23 protein-coding genes, 1 tRNA gene and 1 pseudogene are annotated in these 21,254 nt (G+C 58.4%); 11 read left to right on the top strand and 14 right to left on the bottom strand.

Annotation, left to right across the window (positions count from 1 at the left end; all coding sequences use genetic code 11):
• Positions 1-24 precede the first annotated feature (24 nt).
• Together ACF0H7_RS17725 and ACF0H7_RS17720 are read right to left on the bottom strand one after the other, a co-directional pair.
• Positions 25-144: pseudogene (locus ACF0H7_RS17725) on the bottom strand (DUF159 family protein); the annotation flags it as partial.
• 57 nt (positions 145-201) lie between these two features.
• On the bottom strand, positions 202-1,218 hold the full coding sequence (locus ACF0H7_RS17720) for a LacI family DNA-binding transcriptional regulator (RefSeq protein WP_397448206.1): 1,017 nt from the start codon (positions 1,216-1,218) through the stop codon (positions 202-204).
• Positions 1,219-1,542: 324 nt separating this feature from the next.
• On the opposite strand from ACF0H7_RS17720, the gene ACF0H7_RS17715 reads away from it, so the two are divergent.
• The 7 genes from ACF0H7_RS17715 (at position 1,543) to ACF0H7_RS17685 (ending at position 9,700) form a co-directional block, all read left to right on the top strand.
• Entirely contained in the window at positions 1,543-3,216 is a 1,674-nt protein-coding gene (locus ACF0H7_RS17715) for an ABC transporter substrate-binding protein (RefSeq protein WP_397448205.1), read from the top strand.
• 62 nt (positions 3,217-3,278) lie between these two features.
• Positions 3,279-4,232, top strand: a complete 954-nt coding sequence (locus tag ACF0H7_RS17710; protein WP_397448204.1) for an ABC transporter permease — start codon at positions 3,279-3,281, stop codon at positions 4,230-4,232.
• A gap of 2 nt (positions 4,233-4,234) precedes the next feature.
• Positions 4,235-5,128 carry an ABC transporter permease gene (locus ACF0H7_RS17705; RefSeq protein ID WP_397448203.1) on the top strand — a complete coding sequence of 298 codons (894 nt, stop codon included), beginning with the start codon at positions 4,235-4,237 and terminating at the stop codon, positions 5,126-5,128.
• 2 nt (positions 5,129-5,130) lie between these two features.
• Positions 5,131-6,174: an ABC transporter ATP-binding protein gene (locus ACF0H7_RS17700; protein WP_397448202.1), complete on the top strand. Its 1,044-nt coding sequence runs from the start codon at positions 5,131-5,133 to the stop codon at positions 6,172-6,174.
• Positions 6,171-7,178: an ABC transporter ATP-binding protein gene (locus tag ACF0H7_RS17695; protein WP_397448201.1), complete on the top strand. Its 1,008-nt coding sequence runs from the start codon at positions 6,171-6,173 to the stop codon at positions 7,176-7,178. Before ACF0H7_RS17700 ends, ACF0H7_RS17695 begins: the two co-directional genes overlap by 4 nt.
• A complete protein-coding gene (locus ACF0H7_RS17690; RefSeq protein WP_397448200.1) occupies positions 7,175-8,356 on the top strand; it encodes an amidase in 1,182 nt (393 codons plus the stop codon). The genes ACF0H7_RS17695 and ACF0H7_RS17690 overlap by 4 nt, the downstream gene beginning before the upstream one ends.
• 75 nt (positions 8,357-8,431) lie before the next feature.
• Positions 8,432-9,700: a Zn-dependent hydrolase gene (locus ACF0H7_RS17685; protein WP_397448199.1), complete on the top strand. Its 1,269-nt coding sequence runs from the start codon at positions 8,432-8,434 to the stop codon at positions 9,698-9,700.
• A 146-nt stretch (positions 9,701-9,846) separates the two neighbouring features.
• On the opposite strand, the gene ACF0H7_RS17680 is transcribed toward ACF0H7_RS17685, so the two are convergent.
• The 8 genes from ACF0H7_RS17680 to ACF0H7_RS17645 all read right to left on the bottom strand — a co-directional run bounded on the left by ACF0H7_RS17680 (position 9,847) and on the right by ACF0H7_RS17645 (position 14,749).
• Positions 9,847-9,938, bottom strand: a tRNA-Leu gene (locus ACF0H7_RS17680).
• Between the two features lie 96 nt (positions 9,939-10,034).
• The gene (locus tag ACF0H7_RS17675; RefSeq protein WP_397448198.1) at positions 10,035-11,066 is read right to left on the bottom strand and encodes a tyrosine-type recombinase/integrase; all 1,032 of its coding nucleotides are present in this window, start codon (positions 11,064-11,066) and stop codon (positions 10,035-10,037) included.
• Position 11,067: 1 nt separating this feature from the next.
• Positions 11,068-11,274, bottom strand: coding sequence for a DUF4224 domain-containing protein (locus ACF0H7_RS17670; protein ID WP_397448197.1), 207 nt, complete (start codon positions 11,272-11,274; stop codon positions 11,068-11,070).
• Between the two features lie 26 nt (positions 11,275-11,300).
• Positions 11,301-12,014 (bottom strand): metallophosphoesterase, encoded by a 714-nt coding sequence (locus ACF0H7_RS17665; RefSeq protein WP_397448196.1) that lies wholly within the window; start codon positions 12,012-12,014, stop codon positions 11,301-11,303.
• A 222-nt stretch (positions 12,015-12,236) separates the two neighbouring features.
• On the bottom strand, positions 12,237-12,506 hold the full coding sequence (locus ACF0H7_RS17660; RefSeq protein WP_397453932.1) for a hypothetical protein: 270 nt from the start codon (positions 12,504-12,506) through the stop codon (positions 12,237-12,239).
• Between the two features lie 113 nt (positions 12,507-12,619).
• Positions 12,620-13,369: a hypothetical protein gene (locus tag ACF0H7_RS17655; RefSeq protein ID WP_397448195.1), complete on the bottom strand. Its 750-nt coding sequence runs from the start codon at positions 13,367-13,369 to the stop codon at positions 12,620-12,622.
• 17 nt (positions 13,370-13,386) lie between these two features.
• Positions 13,387-14,190 (bottom strand): hypothetical protein, encoded by an 804-nt coding sequence (locus ACF0H7_RS17650; protein WP_397448194.1) that lies wholly within the window; start codon positions 14,188-14,190, stop codon positions 13,387-13,389.
• A gap of 127 nt (positions 14,191-14,317) precedes the next feature.
• Entirely contained in the window at positions 14,318-14,749 is a 432-nt protein-coding gene (locus ACF0H7_RS17645) for a hypothetical protein (RefSeq protein ID WP_397448193.1), read from the bottom strand.
• Positions 14,750-14,893: 144 nt separating this feature from the next.
• Between ACF0H7_RS17645 and ACF0H7_RS17640 the strand changes: the two genes are divergently transcribed.
• The gene (locus ACF0H7_RS17640; protein ID WP_397448192.1) at positions 14,894-15,097 is read left to right on the top strand and encodes a hypothetical protein; all 204 of its coding nucleotides are present in this window, start codon (positions 14,894-14,896) and stop codon (positions 15,095-15,097) included.
• Between the two features lie 318 nt (positions 15,098-15,415).
• On the opposite strand, the gene ACF0H7_RS17635 is transcribed toward ACF0H7_RS17640, so the two are convergent.
• On the bottom strand, positions 15,416-17,326 hold the full coding sequence (locus ACF0H7_RS17635; RefSeq protein ID WP_397448191.1) for a DNA cytosine methyltransferase: 1,911 nt from the start codon (positions 17,324-17,326) through the stop codon (positions 15,416-15,418).
• A 99-nt stretch (positions 17,327-17,425) separates the two neighbouring features.
• Here ACF0H7_RS17635 and ACF0H7_RS17630 point away from each other — a divergent pair, with 99 nt between their 5' ends.
• Complete coding sequence (locus ACF0H7_RS17630) at positions 17,426-17,674, top strand: hypothetical protein (RefSeq protein WP_397448190.1); 249 nt, start codon at positions 17,426-17,428, stop codon at positions 17,672-17,674.
• 37 nt (positions 17,675-17,711) lie between these two features.
• On the opposite strand, the gene ACF0H7_RS17625 is transcribed toward ACF0H7_RS17630, so the two are convergent.
• Positions 17,712-18,566: a DNA adenine methylase gene (locus ACF0H7_RS17625; RefSeq protein WP_397448189.1), complete on the bottom strand. Its 855-nt coding sequence runs from the start codon at positions 18,564-18,566 to the stop codon at positions 17,712-17,714.
• A gap of 115 nt (positions 18,567-18,681) precedes the next feature.
• On the opposite strand from ACF0H7_RS17625, the gene ACF0H7_RS17620 reads away from it, so the two are divergent.
• A complete protein-coding gene (locus ACF0H7_RS17620) occupies positions 18,682-19,098 on the top strand; it encodes a hypothetical protein (RefSeq protein ID WP_397448188.1) in 417 nt (138 codons plus the stop codon).
• 32 nt (positions 19,099-19,130) lie between these two features.
• On the opposite strand, the gene ACF0H7_RS17615 is transcribed toward ACF0H7_RS17620, so the two are convergent.
• Positions 19,131-19,727 (bottom strand): hypothetical protein, encoded by a 597-nt coding sequence (locus ACF0H7_RS17615; RefSeq protein ID WP_397448187.1) that lies wholly within the window; start codon positions 19,725-19,727, stop codon positions 19,131-19,133.
• 104 nt (positions 19,728-19,831) lie between these two features.
• Here ACF0H7_RS17615 and ACF0H7_RS17610 point away from each other — a divergent pair, with 104 nt between their 5' ends.
• The gene (locus tag ACF0H7_RS17610) at positions 19,832-20,026 is read left to right on the top strand and encodes a hypothetical protein (protein WP_397448186.1); all 195 of its coding nucleotides are present in this window, start codon (positions 19,832-19,834) and stop codon (positions 20,024-20,026) included.
• Between the two features lie 51 nt (positions 20,027-20,077).
• On the opposite strand, the gene yejK is transcribed toward ACF0H7_RS17610, so the two are convergent.
• Positions 20,078-21,085 (bottom strand): nucleoid-associated protein YejK, encoded by a 1,008-nt coding sequence (gene yejK / locus ACF0H7_RS17605; protein WP_397448185.1) that lies wholly within the window; start codon positions 21,083-21,085, stop codon positions 20,078-20,080.
• Positions 21,086-21,254: the final 169 nt, after the last annotated feature.

Below are 21,254 nucleotides of genomic sequence, written 5' to 3'. Positions count from 1 at the left end.
GGCGTTTAGTTGAAGTATTCAGGATTATTGCTTGATGCCCGCTCTTATCAGTTCAGGCTCCTGATTCCGCGCATTCCCCACCGCTAGCCCAACCTTGAACCACTCAAACACCTCTGACGGTTCACCCTGGTGCAATGCCATCTGCGCGATGGCGGGCCCTTTTTGGATTCTGAATGCATTGTGAGTGCAAGTCTGCCGACGTCAGGGCAGGTAAAGGCTGCTGGCCCGGATATTCAGTACCGCAGGAAAACGATGGGACTGCACCGGCTCGCCTGCGATCCGCTTGAGCAGGCTTTCAACGGCACGTATACCTTGGGCGTGCATGCTGGTGCTGACGCTGGTCAATTGCAGGTGGGCCGCCAAGGGTGTGTCGTTATAACCGACCACCGCAATATCTCGCCCGGCCACCAGACCCCGGTTGCGCATGGCGCCAAACAGACCGATCGCCAGGAAATCGTTAACCGCGAAGATCGCGGTGGGCGGCAGGGGATGAGCCAACAGACGCTCTCCAATGCTAAAACCGGTTTCGGTGTCGAAATGACCGGGGATGATGCGCTCAGCGTCGATCTCGATACCTCGCTCCCGGTAATACTCGATAAAGCTGGACGTGCGCTCCCGTGCGTTGCTGCTATAGGGTTCACCGGCGATTACAGCCACTCGGGTATGCCCTTGGGCAAAAAGGTGCTCAGCGACCAAGCGGCCGCCCATTTCATCGTCAGAAGTTATCGAACAATGCTGGCCGCGCCGCCGACTGACCAGCACAAAGGGTACCTGTCGGTCTTCCAGCTCTTCGAGAAACCCCACCCCTGGGGTGCAATGCACATCGCTGATGATCAGCCCTTCGACGTTTCGCGCCAGCGCGCGTTCGGCGCGCTCACGCTGGCGCTCCGGACGGTCAAGGGTATTGGCGACGAATGACGTATACCGCGAGGCGCTGGCCGCTTCGTCGATGCCTTCGTAGATGGTTGCCAGCACGATGTCGGACAGTCTCGGGACCAGTACCGCAATCTCGTGGCTATGGCGAGTTTTGAGCGTTCGGGCATGGGTGTTGGGCTGGTAATCCAGGCTGGCCGCGAGGGCGCGAATGCGTTCGACGGTTTCCTTGGATGCCGCGCGACCCGCGTGGTCCAGTGTGCCATTGAGGACCCGGGAAACCGTTGAAACATGAACGTTGAGTTGCTGGGCGATACCGCGAAGCGTGGCCGGACGTCTGTTCATGAGGTATGCCTGAGCGCGCAGGTGAGCAAGGCGCGAAGCTCACGTTGGATCGAATGGCTGCGGGGCTCGCCTCGGCAAAGCCACGATGTACAGCCGTTGCGCCACGATGGAGCAGGGCGTACCAAAAGATTGCACGAAGCATTGCGCAACGCCACCCAAACGTTTGGGTAAAATCATTCGGTATTTTTTGATCGCGGATAGGCAGTTGATTAATAAAAAGATTTTTATGGCAATGGGGCTCGACCGAAAAGGGGCATGAAAAGTTGGTATACGCATTGCGTTGGTCCCGTCAGCTCTCCTTACCTGACTGATGGGAAATTCGCCATGACGCACGCTTCAGCAATCCGCGCACGCAGTTTTACCCGGCTGGCACTGGCCTGCTCAATCGGGGTCGGAGCCTTGTCGCCATTGGCCGCCATGGCCGAAACCACCCTGCGTATTGCCATGACCGCCGCGGATATCCCTCTGACTCTCGGTCAGCCGGATCAAGGCTATGAAGGCAACCGCTTTACCGGAATCACGATGTTCGATTCGCTGGTGGAGTGGGACCTGTCGCAAAGCGAGAGACCCAGCACTCTGGTACCCGGTCTGGCAACGGAGTGGGCAGTCAACCCGGACGACCACACCAAATGGACTTTCAAGCTGCGTCCGGGCGTCAAGTTTCACGATGGCTCTGCGTTCAACGCCGATGCCGTGGTGTGGAACGTCAACAAGGTGCTCGACAAGCAGGCACCGCAATTTGCACCCGGGCAGATCGGCGTGACCCTGTCGCGCATGCCAACGTTGAGGGGCGCGCGCAAGATCGACGACCTGACCGTCGAGATGACCACCAGCGAACCTGATGCCGTGCTGCCGTACAACCTGACCAACCTGTTCATGGCGTCGCCGACTGCCTGGCAGAAAGATTTCGCGGCAGTGCCGGCCACCACCACTGACCCGGCCGAGCGCTCGAAGCTGGCCTGGACCGCCTTCGCCAGCCACGCGGTGGGCACCGGCCCGTTCAAGATGGACCGCATGGTGCCGCGTCAGGAACTGGTGCTGGACAAGAACCCCGGCTACTGGGATCCCAAGCGAGTCCCCAAGGTCGATCATGTGGTCCTGCTGCCATTGCCTGAGGCCAACGCCCGAACCGCTGCGTTATTGTCCGGCCAGGTGGACTGGATCGAAGCTCCGGCGCCTGACGCCATCGATCAGCTCAAAAAGAAGGAGTTCAAGATCTACGCCAATGGTCAGCCGCACCTGTGGCCGTGGCAGTTCTCGTTCGCTCCCGGCTCGCCGTGGCTCGACAAACGGGTGCGCCAGGCGGCCAACCTGTGCCTGGACCGCAGCGAGCTGAAGGTGTACCTGGGCGGCTACATGCAGGAAGCCACGGGCACTTACGAGAAAGATTCACCGTGGTATGGCAACCCGGATTTCAAGATCAGGTACGACCAGGCGGCCGCGCAAAAACTCATGTCTGACGCAGGCTTCAGCAAGGAACACCCGATCAAGGTCAAGGTGCTGACCTCGGCCTCAGGTTCCGGGCAGATGCAGCCACTGCCGATGAACGAATATATCCAACAGAGCCTCAAGAGCTGCTACTTCGACGTGGATATCGCGGTCACCGAGTGGAACACCCTGTTCAGCAGTTGGCGTCTGGGGGCCAAGGACCCAGCGGCCCAGGGCGCCAATGCGATTAACGTCAGCGCGGCGGTCATGGACCCGTACTTTGGCATGGTGCGTTTCTCCAGTGAGAAAGCGTTCCCGCCAGTCTCCAACAACTGGGGCTACTTCAGCTCGCCCGAGGTGGAGAAACTGATCACCACGGTGCGCACGTCGTTCGATCCCAAGGCGCTGGACGAAGCTGCCGGCAAACTTCACGCCGCGATCCTCGATGAGGTGCCGTTTCTCTACGTTGCCCATGACGTCGGCCCACGGGCCATCTCGCCGAAAGTCACTGGCGTGGTGCAACCGCAAAGCTGGTTTATCGACCTGACACTGGTTTCCAAGCAGGACTAAGAAGCCTGCACGAACCTGTGTGGTGACCGCCGAACCGTGATTTACCCCGAGAGAGGAAGCCTATGCTTGCCTATATCTTTCGCCGCTTGCTGTTGGCGACCCCGATTCTGCTAGGCGTGGCGCTGGTGTGTTTCATGCTCGTGCACATGGCGCCCGGTGATCCGCTGGTGTCAGTGATGCCGCCGGATGCCTCTGAAGCGCTGCGCCAACAACTGGTCAACGCGTATGGTTTTGATAAGCCATTACCCGTGCAGTTTGGCCTTTGGATCTGGCACGCGGCGCATGGCGACCTCGGCATGTCTATCGCCAGCGGTCGTCCAGTGAGCAGCGAAGTACTCAATGCCGTGAGCTATTCGTTGCGCCTGGCGGTGTTGGCGACGCTGATCGGCTTCCTCCTGGGCAGCCTGTTCGGTTTTGTCGGCGGTTACTTTCAGGACAGTTGGCTGGACAAGATCGCTTCGGCGTGTTCTGCCATTGGTGTCAGCGTGCCGCACTACTGGCTGGGCATGCTGATGGTGATCGTCTTTTCCTCTCAACTGGGCTGGTTACCGGCAACGGGAGGCGGTCCCATGGGCCAGTCGGCCTGGGCGTGGGACTGGGCGCACTTTCAATTCATGATCCTGCCAGCCATCACCTTGTCGGTGATCCCAACGGGAATCATCGCGCGAACCGTGCGGGCTCAGGTGGCGGAAATACTATCCCAAGAGTTCATCATTGGCCTGCGCGCCAAAGGGTTGGGGGAGTGGGGCCTGTTCCTGCACGTGGTAAAGAATGCCGCACCCACTGCCATGGCAGTCATGGGATTGCAAATCGGTTATCTCATGGGCGGTTCGATTCTGGTGGAAACCGTGTTCGCCTGGCCCGGCACCGGGTTGTTGCTCAACTCAGCGATTTTCCAGCGTGACCTGCCGTTGCTGCAGGGCACGATTTGGGTACTGGCCTTGTTCTTCGTCGCGCTCAATCTGCTGGTGGATATCCTGCAGACCCTGTTCGATCCACGTATCAAAAGGGGCTGAGCATGAACCTGTCGATTTTGCGGCCGGCTACGCGGGTCATCGCACCGGTCGATAGCTCTCCGGGTTACTGGAGCGAGGTGTTCGGTCGGGTTCGTCGCGATCCCGTAGCCCTCTTGGTGGCAGTGGTGATTCTGCTGTTGTTGGTCCTGGCCGTTTTCGGGCCGTGGATCGTGCCGGGCGATCCATTCACCACCTCAATGTTTAAACGCCTCAAGCCGATCGGCACCCAGGGTTTCCCGTTGGGCTCCGACGAACTCGGTCGCGACATGCTGTCACGGCTGATGCTGGGCGCGCGCCTGTCGCTGTTCATGGGCATCACCCCGGTGATTTTCGCGTTCTTCATCGGTGGTGCCATCGGGGTGATCGCCGGTTATTTTGGCGGCTGGTTGAACAGCTTGATCATGCGCACCGTGGACGTGTTCTACGCGTTCCCGTCGGTATTGCTGGCGATTGCGTTTTCCGGGGCCTTGGGCGCCGGGGTGAACAATGCGCTGATCTCGCTGACCCTGGTGTTCGTGCCCCAAGTGGCGCGAATCGCCGAAAGCGTTACCACCCAGGTGCGCAATCGCGACTACATCGAAGCAGCGAGAGCCTCAGGCGCGGGGGCGTTTACCATCATCCGGACCCAAGTGCTGGGCAATGTGCTGGGGCCGATCTTTGTCTTCACCACCGGTTTGATTTCGGTGTCGATGATCCTTGCGTCGGGCCTGTCGTTCCTCGGCTTGGGGGTTACGCCGCCGGAGCCGGAGTGGGGCCTGATGCTCAACACCCTGCGTACCGCCATTTATACCCAACCGCTGGTGTCAGCACTGCCGGGGGCAATGATTTTCATCACCTCGATCTCTTTCAACGTGCTCGCCGACCGCTTGCGAGCGGCCATGGCGATTCGGAGCTGACGATGACCAAGCGTGATATTGGCGGTCCGGCGCAATCACTGTTGAAGGTGGATAAGCTGGTCAAACACTTCCCGGTCAAGGGAGGGCTGGGTAACCGCAGCGTGGTTCGCGCGGTGGATGGCATCGATTTCGTGGTGTTCAAGGGCGAGACACTCGGGGTTGTCGGGGAGTCGGGCTGTGGCAAATCCACCACCGCCCGGCTGCTGATGCAGTTGATCGAACAGGACAGCGGGGAGCTGATCTTCGACGCCATGAGCGTGGGCGGTCATCAACTGCCGTTGCGCGATTACCGACGCCAGGTGCAGATGGTGTTCCAGGACAGCTACTCGTCGCTTAATCCGCGCCTGACCATGGAGCAATCGGTGGCCTTCGGGCCATCGGTGCATGGCGTTAGCCGCCGTGAATCATTGCAGCGTGCCCGGGATCTGCTGGGGCGCGTTGGCCTTGAGCCGAGCCGTTTCGCCGGGCGTTATGCCCATGAGCTTTCTGGCGGACAGCGTCAGCGGGTCAATATCGCGCGCGCCCTGGCTGTGGACCCGCGTCTGGTGATCCTCGATGAAGCGGTGTCGGCCCTGGACAAGTCCGTGGAAGCCCAGGTGTTGAACCTGTTGCTCGACCTCAAGGACAGCCTGCAACTGACGTACGTGTTCATCAGCCATGACTTGCACGTGGTGCGCTATCTGTCTGACCGGATCATGGTCATGTACCTGGGGGAAATCGTCGAAGTCGGTCCTGCCGAGGCCCTGTTTTGCGACGCGCAACACCCTTACACCCAGGCGCTGTTGACCTCGATGCCGTCCATGGACCCGGCCAACCGAACCCTGATTTCGCCGCTGTCCGGTGACCCCCCCAGCCCGATCGATCCGCCGTCGGGTTGTCGCTTCCATACTCGCTGTCCCCACGCTGAAGCGGTGTGTGCGCAAACGTCACCGCAACTGACGCTGACCGGCACCGACCACTTTGCCTCGTGCCTGATGGTGCAGCCGGGGGCAGCGCATAGCCAAAGCCCGGCGGCCGAGTTGATCTACACAGGAGCCTTGGCATGAGCGAACAACCCATGGTTACCGTGCGCGACCTCAAGGTCCGTTTCAAGCGAGGCGGGCAGACGTTGTCGGCTGTCAATGGCGTCAGCCTGTCGGTCGCGCGGGGCGAGGTATTGGCGCTGATTGGCGAGTCCGGTTCCGGAAAAAGTGTGACGCTGCGCGCCTTGATGCGCCTGCATTCCGAGCGCACCACACGCATCGAAGGCCACATCGAGATTGCTGGGCAGGACCTCATGGCCTTGTCCCGAGACCAGTTGCAAGCACTGCGCGGGCCGGTGGCGGCGATGATTTTCCAGGAGCCGTTGTTGGCCCTTGATCCGGTGTACACCATTGGTCAACAGATCGTCGAAGCCCTGCGCCGCCATCGGCCGATGTCCAAAGCCCAGGCCCGTGTGGCGGCGTTGGAGGCCCTGCGCAGCGTGCGCATTCCGAGCCCGGAACAACGCCTGGATGCTTACCCCCATGAGATGTCCGGCGGCATGCGCCAGCGCGCGATGATCGCGCTGGCCTTGGCCTGCCAGCCAAAAATACTGCTGGCCGACGAACCGACCACGGCGCTGGACGCCACGGTGCAGATCCAGATTCTGATCCTGTTGCGCGAGTTGCAGCGAGCCCTTGGGCTATCGATCATTTTCGTCACCCACGACATTGGCGCTGCTGTGGAGGTGGCTGACCGGGTGGCGGTGATGTACGGCGGACGCATCGTCGAGCAGGCGCCGTTGGCCGAACTGCTCAACAACCCACAGCATCCTTACACCCGTGTACTGCTGGCAACGCGCCCCAAAGACGGCCTGCGCAAGGGCGAGCGACTGATCAGTATTCCAGGCGCACCACCGGATTTGGCTAACCTGCCCTCCGGCTGTGCGTTTGCCCTGCGTTGCCCACGGGCCAGCGATCTCTGCCGCAGCGCGGTGCCCGCTATAGAAGACGTTATTGCCGACCATTCAGTGAGCTGTCATCACTGGAATCAGGTTCCTGTTCAACCCGTTTGCGAGTCTCTGTCATGACTGATTCTGCTTTTGCCTTCATGCCTTATCCGGCTGTCGATGTACCCCATGCAGCCGGCGGCCCGCTGGCCGGTTATACCTTTGCCGCCAAGGACCTGTTCGACGTGGCAGGTTACCCCACCGGCGGTGGCAATCCTCATGTGTTGGCCATGTCCGGAATCAAACGCAAAACCGCGCCGACTATTCAACGCTTGCTGGATGCGGGCGCCGAACTGATCGGCAAGACCCACACCAACGAGATGGCGTTTTCCATGAGCGGCAAGAACGCTCACTACGGTACGCCGCGTAACGGTGCGGCATATGATCGTATCCCTGGTGGCTCGTCTTCGGGGTCTGCTTCGGCGGTATCCAATGGCCTGTGCGACTTTGCCATGGGCAGCGACACCGGTGGTTCGGTGCGTACACCCGCCAGCTATTGCGGGCTGTTTGGCCTGCGCCCGAGCCACGGGCGGGTGTCACTTGAGAACACCCAGGCGCTGTGCGAAAGCATGGACACCGCCGGGTACTTCACGCGCGATGCCGAGCTGTTCGGGCGGGTGGGTGAGTGCCTGCTGGGCGAAGACTCGGCACCCTTGCCGGACCAGCCACAACTGGTCATCAGTGATGAGCTGTTTGCGCTGATTCCCACGGCATCCCTCGACGCATTGGCCCCGGCCTTCGCGCAAATCAACGCGTGTTGCCCAGACCTGCAGACGTTGGTGGGCGAACTGCCCTCGCTGAACGAGGCGTATTGGGCGTTCCGTTATATTCAGGGCCGCGAGGCGTGGCTGGCTCAGGGCGACTTCATCGAGCGTAACGGTTTGACCCTTGGCCCCGACGTCGCCGCACGCTTTGCCTGGTCCAAAGCTGTGACCGATGAGCAATACAACGATGCCTGCGCGCTACGCGAGGTATTCGCCGCACGTTGGGAGCACCTGCTGGGCAATCGCGTTCTGGTGATGCCGACCGTACCGGACATCGCGCCGCTGCTCAGCGCCAAGGACGAAGAGATCGAGGAAACACGAAAGATTTCCCATCACTTGCTGGCTATTTCGGTGCTGTGCCGGACGCCGCAATTGAGCATGCCTCTGGTCAAAAAAGACGGCGCACCACTGGGAATCTCGCTGATGGGGCCAAGGGGTAGTGATTTGAGCCTGGTCAAACTGGCCGTGCGGATCGCAGAGCAGGGCGCGGCCTGACCGATAAAATTTAGTACCTATTCGCAGTATTGCCGAGCGCAGTAGTTTTCACACAGCCTGGACTGGAGACACCTGATGAACACGCCTTTTATTCCCCTGAGCCCCTTCGACACCCGCGCACCCCTGATCAATAGCCAACGCCTCTGGCAATCGCTGATGGACCTCGCGCAACTGGGCGCAACGGTCAAAGGTGGCGTCTGCCGCCTGGCCTTGACTGACCTGGACCGTCAGGCCCGTGACCTGTTCGTCAAGTGGTGCGAAGAAGCCGGCTGCGTCGTGACGGTCGATGCGATCGGCAACATTTTTGCTCGCAGGGCCGGTCGAAATTCGACGCGGGCACCGGTGATGACCGGCAGCCACATCGACACCCAACCCACCGGCGGCAAGTTCGACGGTTGCTTTGGGGTCATGGCTGGCCTGGAAGTCATCCGCACCCTGAATGACCTTGACCTGGAAACCGACGCGCCCATCGAAGTGGTCGTGTGGACCAACGAAGAAGGCTCGCGCTTCCCGCCGTGCATGATGGGTTCGGGGGTATTCGCCGGGAAACTCGACCTTGCCGAAACCCTCGCCAAATGCGACGAGCAGGGGCTTGTGGTGGGTGAAGAGCTGCAACGTATTGGCTATGCCGGGAGTCGCCCGGTACTGGGTCATCCTGTGGGCGCTTATTTTGAAGCGCATATCGAGCAGGGGCCGATTCTCGAAGACCAGCGCAAGACCATTGGTGTGGTCATGGGTTGCCTGGGCCAGAAATGGTTCGACCTGACGTTGAGCGGCGTTGAGGCCCATGCCGGCCCTACGCCGATGTCACTGCGCAAGGACGCCCTTGTCGGCGCGGCGGATGTGGTGACGGCTGTCAATCGGATCGCCAAAGCCAGCCAGCCTCATGCCTGCGGGACGGTAGGGTGCCTGAACCTTCATCCCGGATCGCGTAATGTGATCCCCGGCGAAGTGAAGATGACCATCGATTTCCGTCATCTGCACAGCGACAAACTGCAAGCGATGGTCGATGACCTGCAACGGGTGATAGACCAGACGTGCGCAGACAACGGGTTGACCTATGAACTCACTCCGACTGCTGACTTCCCACCATTGGACTTCGCCAGCAGCTGTGTTGACGCCGTGCGCCAAGGCGCAGAGCAACTGGGCCTAAGCCACATGGACATCGTCAGCGGTGCTGGCCACGACGCTATCTTCATCGCTGAACTGGGCCCCGCAGGGATGATCTTCGTACCCTGCGAAGGAGGGATCAGCCATAACGAAATAGAAAACGCCACGCCTGAGGATCTGGCTGCTGGTTGTGCCGTACTGCTCCGGGCGATGGTTCTTGCCGCTCAGGGCTAGGGCAGGTCATCCCTTCCTCATAAGCCTCCGATGTTGATAGACCTTATTCAGCATTGATTGCAAAAGTGCCCATGGGGACAATATCGTGGGCACAAAAAAAGGCCTCCGTAGAGACCCTCTCAAGTACCTGATTTTACAGGTGTATATGGTGCCCGAAGCCGGGGTCGAACCGGCACGTCCTTACGAACGAGGGATTTTAAGTCCCTGTTCGGCACCAGTAAAACCGTGGCTTTCAGGCAGTTTTTCGGTCCGCAAATTACTCAAATTACAAGCAATTTTCATCAACGCTTTCAATAGGTTGGAAAACGTTGCGGACCGGAATTTAGGCTGTTAGTCACCTTGTCGGAGTGACTTTTTTCCCCTTTCTGTCGCGCACATACTTCTCCGTCATCACTACACTCGTATGCCCCAGCTGATCCCTCGCCATGACGATATCGCCGCTTGATTCGGCTTTGTCTGTACCCGCTTTAGCCCGCAGATCACGGAACTGAAACGCTGCTTTATCGATGCCAGCAGCAGTCCGCGCATCATCGAATCGGTTCCGAAGCATCGAGTAGGTCATTCCTCTACCACTCTCATCGACGATCAACTGGGTTGAGCGAACCTTGAAGACGGCCTTTCTCAGTTTAATGCGCTCTATAAGCGTTGCCAGCTCACCGATAATTTGAATCCTTCGCTTTGCTTTCGTTTTCCCTTGGGTAATCCATATCTCGCCGCTTCTGATATCGCGCTCATCCAACAGCCTGGTGTCTGTCACTCGCTGACCGGTCAGGTACGCCAAATCCATTGCATCCTTGAGCCCAGCCTCAGCCTTTTCGTAAACCAGTTTGAACAGCTCGTCCTCGACGTAGACGTTACGCCCAGTCTCCTTGTTACCCTTGATTCCCTGGCATGGGTTAGCGAGAGCCGTGTAGCCAACATCCCTTGCGTAATTCCAGATATGACTCAGCAACGCCTTTTCCCGGTTTGCGCGAACAGGGGCGCTTTTTCGCCAGGTGAGGTACTGCCGGACGTGCTGAGGCTGGATTGAGTCGAGCGGGGCAGGCGGGTCATCAAAAAAGGCCATCAGATTTTTCAGCTCGCGCTTATTGTCCTTCTGCGTCGAAGACGCCTTGCTGGGTACGACATTAACCACATACTTCTCGGCGACGTACCGGAACGTGATCACGCTTGCCACCAACGAACTCGATGTGCGATCCCGCTCAAACTCTGCGTACTTCATTATCGCCAGCCCATAGTCGGAGCCTAGAGGAATCTCTTTGCGCGGACTGCCTCCTGCGTCGTAGTAGTAATAGGTGGTTCCGCTCGTCTTCTTCCTTTCCCGGAGGCGAGCGATTGAGCCCGGATTGCTCGGACGTCTGCCCATATCATCCCGCCTTACGTGGTTGCCATTTTTCTTTATCAGGAACAACGCCGACGGCTGTCAGTGCTGCCGTGGTGACGCTCGGCCAGCCGTTCACCTTGATAGTGTGACGGATGCCGTTTCTCTTCAGATTTGCAATTTGTCTGTCTTTGGTCCGCGCGCCAGTCAACTCGCAGACTTCGTCGTGGCTGAGAAACTCGATAATACTCATTTGATACCTCTTCCCCCGTCTGGGGCTTACGCGGGGTTGAGTGGTTTCAGCGTCGCCAGATCCAACAAGGTGAAATACCCGTCGTCCTTCCAACCGCCAGTGTCGATATGGTGCACGTTGCCCAGCACCAGCGGTTCGCGCAGAGGCGTATGACCGACGACCACCGCGCGCACATCAGTGACCCCTGCGGCATTACCGTTGATGATTCGATCCCTCGACCATTGGCAGCCTTCAATGACGTATTGAAGACCAGGCGCTCGGCCTTCAAGGCATTCCCTCAGCATGTTCCAGCTCTGCGCCGGGCAATCAGCATGGGCAATGGCGACCAGGCCTTTGGCGGTTTCCACCTCAATGGCTATTGGCAGATCCCTGAGGACGACAACGATTTCCTGCTGCCTGTCCCAGTCGAGCGCCAGAAACCACGCTCCACCGTTCTGCCTGTAGTTGGTCGTGTCTCTGCGGCCGGCTTGCGTCTGTCGAATAGCCATATCCTCGTGGTCACCCTGTACGGCGTGAAACCAAGGCTTGGCCAGCCAATCAATGACCGCCTCACTCTCAGGCCCACGGTCAATGAGGTCGCCGACGCTGAATAACCGGTCAACTGCTGGGTCGAAGCCGGCGGCGTCGAGTGCGGCCTGTAACCGGGTAAAAAATCCATGAATGTCCCCGACCGCGAAATCCTTTCCAGCCGTGTTTGCGGCGAAGCGCTTGATGCGCGACACCTCGCTTGTTTCGAACATGACTGTTCCTTCGTCTGCCGTACGGCAGGCTCTTTTATGAGGTAGGAGTATTTAATTTGTTACGAGGGCGACGCGCTAAAAAACTAGAACTAACGTTTTAATGTCTGCTCCGCCAGTTGCAGCCTAATCAGCTCGTCCCTGAGCAACTGGCGGGGTGGACACTTCTCTCGGATCACTTCGGTCCCCTGTAGCAGTACACGTAGGCGAACCAGGCGAGGGCGATCATGGGGTTGTCACCCGTCTAGCCCACCAGCAAACGGGACCATCGTCGGTGTCGTGAATCGCCAAGCAGTACCAGCCCTCACCATCTGGCCGGTCAGGCTCCCAATAGCTGCAATCTGGGTCGTTTGATTCGAAGTAGCGATCGGCAATTTCCGGACTGGCGTACTCCAGGCTGTCCATCATCACCTCCAGACCCTGCTCGGCGAACCACGCCTTGCACTTGTCGCCGTCACCTTCGTCGAAGTCAGGCATGTCCGGGTGCTGCCACATACCATTTTCGTCGCGAACGACTTCGGCGGATTGGATCAGTGTTATTTCAGACACAGCAATACTCCTCTCGCCACATAGGCAGGGGTGATAGAGGGAAGGGGTCAAATCAGAGGTTATTTGTCGATGCAGGCGCCGTTGTTGCAGGTTATGCATGGCTTGCAGATCGGCAGGCCCCGTTCCTCGCGGATTTGATTGCACGTCAATCCGAGTTCCGAGGGCTTGCCTGGCCCTGCGCCTGCCGGGTGTGTAGCGTTCCACTGCTCGAAAGCTTCTTGCGTGGTGGCAGCCGTGATCTTCTCGTCGCATTGGTAGCAGTGGGCGATGCCCATGGCGGCGCCGACATCGCGATGCCCCAGCTTGCAAGGGTTCATGTGCCAGTCGCTGTCCTTGGTTGGCTCTGTGCTGGCGGATGCCTCATCACAAAGACCTAAGACCCAATCAATCCATTCTTTGCGCTGCCTGTACTGCGGCTCATCGTCGCCAGGCGCTTTGATCTGATGTGCTCGACCGTAATTGATTGATCTGACGGCGCTGACTAACTCGGCCATCTGCGTTTCCAGATCATCGATGCGCTGGTCTGCCGTGGTCAGGCGCTCCTGCAGGGCTGTTTCGCGCGCCATAGCGGCGTCGTAGTCGATGACTTGGATATAATCTCCGGTAGCAGATTCGACCATTTCATCCATGTACCAATGGGCGAACCAGCGCTTCACGCTACTCATGATCGCTACCCTCTTCAGGAGGCTGACGCTCTTCTGCTCCACAATGCGCGCACACAAGCGTGAACATCCCGTCATCAATCCATTCGTGTCGGCAGTTTTGCGGTGCTTCAGCGAGCTGGTCGGAATTCCGCTTGCGAGTTGCATCCATCATTTCGGGAGTTTTACGCATCGTCGCCACCCTTCGCAGCATGATCACGGTCGTAATGCTCATCACCACGCTCTACGCAGACGCCAAGGCAGTAGGGCTGATCGCATTCGATGCAGACTTTCTGCTTGATTGGCTCACGGACTGCATTGCCGCATTTTTTACATGGAAATTCGAAATTCCCGATAGCCTGAAGGGTCTTGCATCGTGAACATTCGGTCTTTTCTGGCGCGTTCATCACTCCAGCCTCGACAGCCCGTTCAATCACGCTCGGCCCGCACTCAGGACAGTCATGGGCATTGTCTTCGGTTTCGATGTGGCCCCAGTCGCCGCAGGATTCGCATTTGGTTCGCTCTGCGTTGGCGGATAGGGCTGCGTCGATAACTTTCTTCGCGTGCTCGCGCATTGATTGCCTGCCCTGCTCAGGCATGTGTGCCCATGGGTAATCCAGACATTCCGCCATCACCTTGGCAGCAGCATCAAGGTCGATAGCGGGTGTAGTCGCCTGCACATCCCCCTGCACAGCATTGGTTGGCTGTCCATCACATTCAGGGCATGTCGCCATCTCACACTCAGGTGGCTGCCACTCACCGAAGTAGTTCATTCGTCCAGTGGGCACTTCGCCCTGACCGTGGCAGGTTTTGCAGGAGGGATGCTGCGCGCTATGGTCGGGTTGCGGCGGGGCACGGTGTGCCTGCCCATCCTTCCAAGCCGATCCAAGCGACATCGTTGCGAAACTGTCCAGTTCGTTCGGGAACTGCTTTTTCATGAAGTCCGCGAACGCTGCTTGTTCTTCTGGCGTCCAAATTTCCTGATTCATACCGCTCTCCAGATATCAGGGTTACGCAACTCTTCATCACTCACAAACCGGCTAGGCCCACTGAATGGCCTGAGTTCGTTGCCGGGGAATAGGGAGTAGAGGCGATTGAGGTTTAGGTGTAGGTAGGTCATGCGGCCTCCGAGACTTGCTGGCGGAAGACAGGAATGACGCCAGCTTGTTCGCGCACATCTTTCATACCTGCCTCGTCGTAACCCCAAATGTTGCTGTCATCGAACCGCTCAGGTCCGAGATAGCCAGGGTGCAGGGGCTCACCCGTGCGGATGTAATCCCGGAACGCCTTGATCAAATCTCGCAGCGTGCCGCCATGAGTGAATCCCTTCCAGCGACCACCCCAGACCGTTTCGTGCGTGAATATCCGCTTTCCGCTGTAGTCGTCGATAAACCAGACCTTTCCGCGTAGATCGACTTCCATACTGGCGTAGCGGTTGCTCGCCTGGCTGTAGAAGAACCGGCGCCCGTGATCAGCGATGATCCGGATCACCTGATTGACGTGCTCGGTGCGCTGCTGCTTGAGCACCAGTTTGTTTTCTGTGGGCATTGGTGATACCTCGCCGAGGGCGGAAAAGTTATTCCAGAAAAGGGTAATTTGTTGCCGGCAGCCGCCCGCGATAGCCGGACTGGCGTGATTTGTTTGATTGGACTATTCGTTATGACCCGACATGAAGCCGCAGGGAGAAACGATATGAGTGGCGAATACCGTGCAGAATCCAAGCGCCTGGAGCAGAAGCTGGCTGATGCGTACGGTGCATTCAGGAAGCACCTTGAATCGACGCCATATCCGTCTAGTAGTGAGGACTGGGCCGAACATGACCGCTACCGAGATGCATTGATCAATGCGAGCAGGGAGTGGGGCGATTACACGTCCGGCAACAAGCATTTGCGGTGATTTGTTGTCTGATCACTGCTTTGCGCTCCCTCGGGCTGGCGAGACTAATGGTTCTGGGCTATTGCTTATCGCTCGGTAAAGCACTGTGAAATTGGAGAGCGTGATGGATAAAAAACCAACGCATAAAGAAATCGCAGTGGCCGCAAAGATCACGGAAAGCGAGGTCGGCATTTACAAGACAGAATCAGAAAAACGGCCTGATGGTAGTTGGCGCATTTATTTCTCACACCTAACCCCTATTCGGCTCCGTAGTCGTCTTGCTGGCGACCTGACATTGGTAATTTGTCCTAAGAGTTCAGCGCAGTAGGTGAGGATTGGCTAAGCGGCGAGTCTCCGATATAGGTCGATTAGTTCGGCAGCGTTGGCAGCGACAAGCGCGGCAGCTTCATCCGGACAGACGCTATTTCCGATCAGCTTCACCTGGTCCGTCTTGTTGACAGGTCGCCACTCTTCGGCGCCGGTCACCGGATCGACGAACAGCCCGCGGTCGATGATGTAACTGTCGGGGAAGCCCTGGGCTTTCTTCAGTTCTGGCGGCTGCAACATGCGCAGCGTGATATCCACCAGCACATAGCCGCCGACCAGCACCATTTCGGCTGGGTCTTTGAAGTGCTCCGGCAGGAACTCATGCATGAAGGCAGCGCAGCGGCGTGCGCCTTCCATCTGCTCCGGCGTGAGGGTGTCCGGCACTTGCACGGTTTCGATCAAAGCAACCCGGTCCTTTGTCGGCAGGGTATGCATCGGCTCAGTCAGCGGAATGCCGTCCTTCTCGTTGCCGTAGTACTTCACCAGGTAGGCGTTCACCAGTCGCTGGTTGGCACCTGACTGGCAGATGGTTGATAGCGGTGTTTCTGCGGCGCGGCCGTCGCCGGTGTAGAAGCCACCGTTCGCTTGTTCGAAGAAGGCGGAAACGACGCCGTGTCGCGCAGCACCTGCCAGAACAGTTTGCAGCGGATCGCTCGGCGTGCCACCGATGGCGTTCTGACCGAACGCTGTCAGATGTGCGGCCACCAGTGCCTGTTCCCCACGGTTGGCGCCGGTCACGGTGCGCACTGACTCGTCCAGCGAGTAACCGCTCCGGTCGCCGTGATGAGTAAGGTGGGTGAGGTGGCCGGCGACTACTGCGAAGTGGCCGCCTTTCACCTGAGCAACCTGAGTGCGTAGCGGCTCCTTGACGTCGAAGTTGCGCTGCGACGAGCCGTTGGCGCATTCAGTGAGGAATGGCGTTGTCACCGGCTGTACCAGCGCGTGGTGCGTGCCGCCCGCGCTGATAGTTGATAACGCTTCGTCTGCCCCGTGAGTGCTGGTGTGCGCCTGGGACGTCCCGCGCATCGGCACAATGAACGGCTTAGAGCTGTTAAGAACGTGGCGCCAAAGCCCTTTGGCAACCCGGCGCATGGTATTCGCGGCCATCGGCTTGTCGCGGAAGATCGTCTTTCCGAGATTGCTCCAGTCGATGCATTCTGCCGCAGTTCGCCAAGGCAATTGCTTGCCTGTTGGCGCCTTATGTCGGGCTGGCGCTGGCCAGACGATGGGCTGACCATCACTGCGCGCTACCAGGTAAAGACGTTTGCGAATCGTTGGTGCGCCGGCGTTGGCGGCGATACGCTCCTGCCATTCGACGTTGTACCCCAGCCCACGAACCAATGCGGCCGTCGGCACGAACTCGCCAATGGCTGCCTGAATCTCTGGCATGTCCGGGTGATCGGCAACCAGGCCGGTGCTCAGCGCGGCAATGAACGACTTGAATGTGCGACCGCGTTCCGACTTTATCGGCTGGCCATCGTCATCGATCGGACCCCAGTCGCAGAACTCTTCGACGTTCTCAAGGAACAGAAGCCGTGGGCGAGTAACGAACACCCAGCGAATCACGACCCATGCCAGGCCGCGTACGCCACGATCACGCGGAGCACCGCCCTTGGCCTTGCTGAAGTGCTTGCAGTCCGGCGAGGCCCACAAGATGCCGACGGGCTGGCCACCAGTTGCCAGTGCCGGATCAACCTCGAAGACATCGGCGACGTAATGATCCGTGGTCGGGTGATTGGCTCTGTGTACAGCCAAGGCGATCTGGTTATGGTTTACGGCGACATCGGGGTCGCGGTACGCACGGGCAATGCCGGTGCTGGCGCCGCCGCCACCGGCGAACAGGTCTACGACCAGCTCTTTCTGAAAGGGCAGGCCGAGGCTCAACGGCTGACTGGTCAGCGATTGCTTTTTGAATGAGGTCATATTTTCTTCCAGGCAGCCGCCCGCGATAGCCGGACTGGCGTGATGTGTTGAAGTGGACTATTGATTAGGACCCAGCACGGAGCCGGAAAGGAGACCGACATGACCCTGACGGACAAACCATGGCGAGTTCATCACAGGTATCGAGACGTAGAGGCTACGATCACTTTCACCTGTGAGGACTTTGAGGATCAAATCTCAGTCGAGCTTCGGATAGTGGTCGACCATCCAAAGAACCCAGTTGATGCGGTATTCGTGCGCGAGATATGCGCTTCGTTTGATGCTGCTGTTGAGGGCGGGAAGAGGGTTGCCGAGAAGCTCATCGACCATCTGCTTGCAGCAAAGCCGTAATGGCTGGACGGCGTTCAGCGCAATAGGTGAGGGAAGGTCAGGCTCGCTCGCCGAGATCCAAGCCGATCTGACTTACCCGATCGACACAGGCAGGGTTGATCCAGATGCATTCAGTTCGGTTGGCGGTGCCGCGCCCGGCGGATATCCGGGCCGATGTGCTGTAGCAAGTCCAATCAGGCAGCAGCTCGCTGTAAAGCTCGCTTGGGTATCCGGACAACACCACCATTCCTTCTAGCTCGAGCAAAACATTCAGCAGCGCCCTGTGCTCACCGTCGTTCATTTCGTGCCGGTAGTACCGCCCGCTAGATGCTCCCTTATATCGAGTGTCATGCACATAGGGCGGATCTACATAGTGAAGTGTCGCCGCCTCGTCGTGCGCCTTGATGACCTCGATCGCGGGCCGATTCTCGATAAGAACACCGGTGAGGCGTTGGCCCACTTCCGCGATGGAGTCGGGATATTCAGCCCAGAGTGACTGGGCGGTGCCGTACTGGCGCTTGGTGTCGATGCGAAACCCGGTAACGCCCTTGGTCGCGCCGGCTGAGCCGAAACCCATCTGGGCCCGGATGATAGTGCGCCTGGCTCGTTCGATCGGATCGGTGCTCGGCTCCCACGATAATTCGAACTCCTCTCGGGAGTAGGGCGTAAACACCAGTCGCTCCGTAAGTCCCGATCGCGTCGCAGGATCCTGCAGGACGCGGAAAAGGTTCACGATGTCGCCATCGAGGTCGTTGTACACCTCCGCGTAGGATCTTGCTTTCTGCATCAGCACACCCGCTGCTCCACCGAACGACTCGACGTAGCAGGTGTGCGGTGGGAAGTGTTGCAGCACCCACGGCGCAAGTCTGAACTTGGCACCGTGGTAGCGGATAACCGGTGCGGTGATCGTCATGAAATCCTCGCCTAGGTGGCGTTATCGTTTGAATTGGGGTATTTGTCCGACTTCCCGGAGGAGAGGGATGGGTTAAAAACGCCATTTGATCGATTGGAGTAGGTGCACGGTGAGAATGATCAAGCAACCGTCGGATGCCACAGGGTGTGGTGTTGCTGTAATCGCGATGCTGCGACGAGAAAAAGATTTCAGGTCGGCGATGGATTTGGTTGAGCCGAATCGTGATAGATGGCTCAGGCGAGGAACAGACAACATGACTATTCCTCAAATGAAAGCGGCACTGGAAGAGCTGATGCCGGGCTTTCATGTCGTCAGCGGAAGGAAGATGCCAAGCAGAGTGGGTCTGGCAGCTATATACGTCGAAACTAAAAATCTTTTTAAGCATTGGATTGCGTTTGATGGAACACGCTATTTTGATCCGCTATCTGCGGCCAAGGGTTCTACATTGAGAATCAACAGGCGGGTGGCAGGATATGTTGCGTTATATGCATGCTGTAGCGAGGATCCAGCGACCTGTGAGGGGTGTTCCTAGCTATTTCGTTTGGCGCAACAGATAAGGGTGAGTTAGGCGATGATCCGTTCGCCGATCACCTTCGTCGTGAAGGAAGCTGAGTATTCGGTGGTCAGTTCGAACTGGCCGCCGCAGGTGTCGCATTCCATGTTCTTGTCGCCGTAATCCTCGGCTTCAATGTGAATCACCGTGGCACAGTGCGGGCACTTGCATTCGTCCTGGTTACGGTAATCCCACTCGTCGTAGTCGCTCTCCGCAACCTTGGCCAGCGCTGCAGCTTTGTCCTTTGCGTCTTCAGCATCCTGACAGGGCTTGCAGGTGAAGCCGTCAGGGTGGCCCCATGGGGTCTCCGTCAGCTTTGATCGGTGGGTACTGCACAATCGGCAAGCGTTGTGCTTATCGCAAACCGAATAGCTGTATTTCTCGCCGCTTTTGTTGCACTTGGCGCAGCCCGAGACCCAGTACCAGACGGCGTCGATGCGCTCAGCGTAAAGCCCAACCTCAGGGGGATCAAGCCGCACTTCGGGCAGCCCGTTGCGATGCGGCCTGTCGTGGCTGCAAGCGTTCCAGATGTTCGTTTTCCCCGAGCGCAGGCGTTCAGTCCATCCCCCGGAGATTTCCGGGATCAAGATCTTCGTGTTTTTGTCCATGGTGTTCTCGAGTGAAGGCTCGACCACGCGATGCTGGGTGGCGTGATTGATGGTTGTGGGCTATTGGTTAAGGCCCGGCATGGAGCCGGATCAAGGAGAGTGAGATGAGCAATCAGGCACAAGTAGACGCACTGGAACACCTATTGATCGCCGTTCTGAACAGCACATCAGGGGCTCCAAAAAGCTATCTGATCGAAAAGGCCCAAGGGTCACTGCTGGGAAGTGATGGCCCTGGAGGCCCAGAGCAAAAGTCTGAGGCAGTCAACTATCTCAACCACATTGCTTCCCGCATCGGGTAGTCGCTGCACAGCCAGCGCACCATCATCAAAGGGCATGGCGGTCGCGGGGAGTCAGCCGACGGCTCGTTTAAGCTGCTCGGTGAGCTGAGTTGGCAGGCCACGCAGAGTCAACGTGCCGCCAGCTTCGTCAAACTCGATCTTCGAGCCGAGTAGGTGCTGCTCGAAGCTGATCGACAGACCCTCGGCGCGGCCGGTGAAGCGCCGGAATTTGTTCAGGGTCTTTTTGTCCGGCGGCAAAGTGTCGGAAAGCCCGTAGTCGGCAGCCTTGATGAAGTCAGTGAACGCTTTGGGCTGGTCTCCATTGATCAGCTCCGATAGCTCGTCCAGGGTGATCGGCTCACCTAACTTGGCCTGGGCCATCGAATAGCTGACAAGGGTGTGGGTTTTCTCGCGGGCAGACTCTTCACCAAGGTCTTCGCTTTCAACGAAATCGCTGAATGCCTTGAGCAACGTCCGGGTTTCGCCCGGGCCGTCGATCCCTTCTTGGCAGCCGATGAAGTCGCGGAAGTACTCGTTGATTTTTCGACCCTGTTTGCCTTTGATGTATGAGATGTACTGGCGCGACTTGGGGTTGTTCTTCCACTCGCTCAGGTTGATGCGTGCCGCCAGACGGATGTGATCCAGATCCAAGCGCCTGACTGTCATCAGGCTGAGCTCTTCCGTCATGGTCACCGCTTCCGTTTCCTGCACCAGGGCAATAACCAAGTATTCGGTCAGACCCTGCTGGTAGTGGCAGAAGAGGGCGTGCCCGCCGGTTGTCAGGTTGGATTCTTCCATCAGCCTGGTTAGGTGCTCGACTGTGACTGTGCTGAACTCAATGAAGTCCGTGGAGCTGGCCAGGTATTTGCTGAGCCAACCGCTGAGAGGATGTGCACCAGATTCGGCATGGAAGAAACCCCAGCCTTTGCCGGCGGTGGCGTTGTAGCTTTCGTTGAATTGGCTCATCAGGTCGTCACGCGCCTGGCTCTCTACCTGCTCCGAGCCGTTGAGGAAAAGAACGGCCGGGCTGCCATCAGGCTTCTTGTCGATCTTGTGGATTATGCTGTGGACTACTGGCATTGCGAGAACCTCAGGTAGGCGCCACCCTCCGTATCCGGTGGTGGCAATTGGGGTGGAAGTGGGGTATTTGCTTTCAGGATGTCTTACAATTCGGGATCAGACCTCCCGAGGTGTTTAGGCTGATGGCTTCCTAGCCACGCAAGCCGAATTGGGGCGCGTTTTTTGAGGT

Origin of the sequence: Pseudomonas sp. NA-150 (genome assembly GCF_044336365.1) — a bacterium.
In the GTDB taxonomy this organism is placed as follows: domain Bacteria; phylum Pseudomonadota; class Gammaproteobacteria; order Pseudomonadales; family Pseudomonadaceae; genus Aquipseudomonas.
The sequence above is the reverse complement of the archived record's forward strand: the minus strand, read 5'-3'. Positions and strand labels throughout refer to the sequence as shown.

Bases quoted from the DNA above. Each gene is read 5' to 3' on its own strand.
- ACF0H7_RS17720 (WP_397448206.1), bottom strand. From the start codon at position 1,218: ATGAACAGACGTCCGGCCACGCTTCGCGGTATCGCCCAGCAACTCAAC.
- ACF0H7_RS17715 (WP_397448205.1), top strand. From the start codon at position 1,543: ATGACGCACGCTTCAGCAATCCGCGCACGCAGTTTTACCCGGCTGGCA.
- ACF0H7_RS17710 (WP_397448204.1), top strand. From the start codon at position 3,279: ATGCTTGCCTATATCTTTCGCCGCTTGCTGTTGGCGACCCCGATTCTG.
- ACF0H7_RS17705 (WP_397448203.1), top strand. From the start codon at position 4,235: ATGAACCTGTCGATTTTGCGGCCGGCTACGCGGGTCATCGCACCGGTC.
- ACF0H7_RS17700 (WP_397448202.1), top strand. From the start codon at position 5,131: ATGACCAAGCGTGATATTGGCGGTCCGGCGCAATCACTGTTGAAGGTG.
- ACF0H7_RS17695 (WP_397448201.1), top strand. From the start codon at position 6,171: ATGAGCGAACAACCCATGGTTACCGTGCGCGACCTCAAGGTCCGTTTC.
- ACF0H7_RS17690 (WP_397448200.1), top strand. From the start codon at position 7,175: ATGACTGATTCTGCTTTTGCCTTCATGCCTTATCCGGCTGTCGATGTA.
- ACF0H7_RS17685 (WP_397448199.1), top strand. From the start codon at position 8,432: ATGAACACGCCTTTTATTCCCCTGAGCCCCTTCGACACCCGCGCACCC.
- ACF0H7_RS17675 (WP_397448198.1), bottom strand. From the start codon at position 11,066: ATGGGCAGACGTCCGAGCAATCCGGGCTCAATCGCTCGCCTCCGGGAA.
- ACF0H7_RS17670 (WP_397448197.1), bottom strand. From the start codon at position 11,274: ATGAGTATTATCGAGTTTCTCAGCCACGACGAAGTCTGCGAGTTGACT.
- ACF0H7_RS17665 (WP_397448196.1), bottom strand. From the start codon at position 12,014: ATGTTCGAAACAAGCGAGGTGTCGCGCATCAAGCGCTTCGCCGCAAAC.
- ACF0H7_RS17660 (WP_397453932.1), bottom strand. From the start codon at position 12,506: ATGTGGCAGCACCCGGACATGCCTGACTTCGACGAAGGTGACGGCGAC.
- ACF0H7_RS17655 (WP_397448195.1), bottom strand. From the start codon at position 13,369: ATGCAACTCGCAAGCGGAATTCCGACCAGCTCGCTGAAGCACCGCAAA.
- ACF0H7_RS17650 (WP_397448194.1), bottom strand. From the start codon at position 14,190: ATGAATCAGGAAATTTGGACGCCAGAAGAACAAGCAGCGTTCGCGGAC.
- ACF0H7_RS17645 (WP_397448193.1), bottom strand. From the start codon at position 14,749: ATGCCCACAGAAAACAAACTGGTGCTCAAGCAGCAGCGCACCGAGCAC.
- ACF0H7_RS17640 (WP_397448192.1), top strand. From the start codon at position 14,894: ATGAGTGGCGAATACCGTGCAGAATCCAAGCGCCTGGAGCAGAAGCTG.
- ACF0H7_RS17635 (WP_397448191.1), bottom strand. From the start codon at position 17,326: ATGACCTCATTCAAAAAGCAATCGCTGACCAGTCAGCCGTTGAGCCTC.
- ACF0H7_RS17630 (WP_397448190.1), top strand. From the start codon at position 17,426: ATGACCCTGACGGACAAACCATGGCGAGTTCATCACAGGTATCGAGAC.
- ACF0H7_RS17625 (WP_397448189.1), bottom strand. From the start codon at position 18,566: ATGACGATCACCGCACCGGTTATCCGCTACCACGGTGCCAAGTTCAGA.
- ACF0H7_RS17620 (WP_397448188.1), top strand. From the start codon at position 18,682: ATGATCAAGCAACCGTCGGATGCCACAGGGTGTGGTGTTGCTGTAATC.
- ACF0H7_RS17615 (WP_397448187.1), bottom strand. From the start codon at position 19,727: ATGGACAAAAACACGAAGATCTTGATCCCGGAAATCTCCGGGGGATGG.
- ACF0H7_RS17610 (WP_397448186.1), top strand. From the start codon at position 19,832: ATGAGCAATCAGGCACAAGTAGACGCACTGGAACACCTATTGATCGCC.
- yejK (WP_397448185.1), bottom strand. From the start codon at position 21,085: ATGCCAGTAGTCCACAGCATAATCCACAAGATCGACAAGAAGCCTGAT.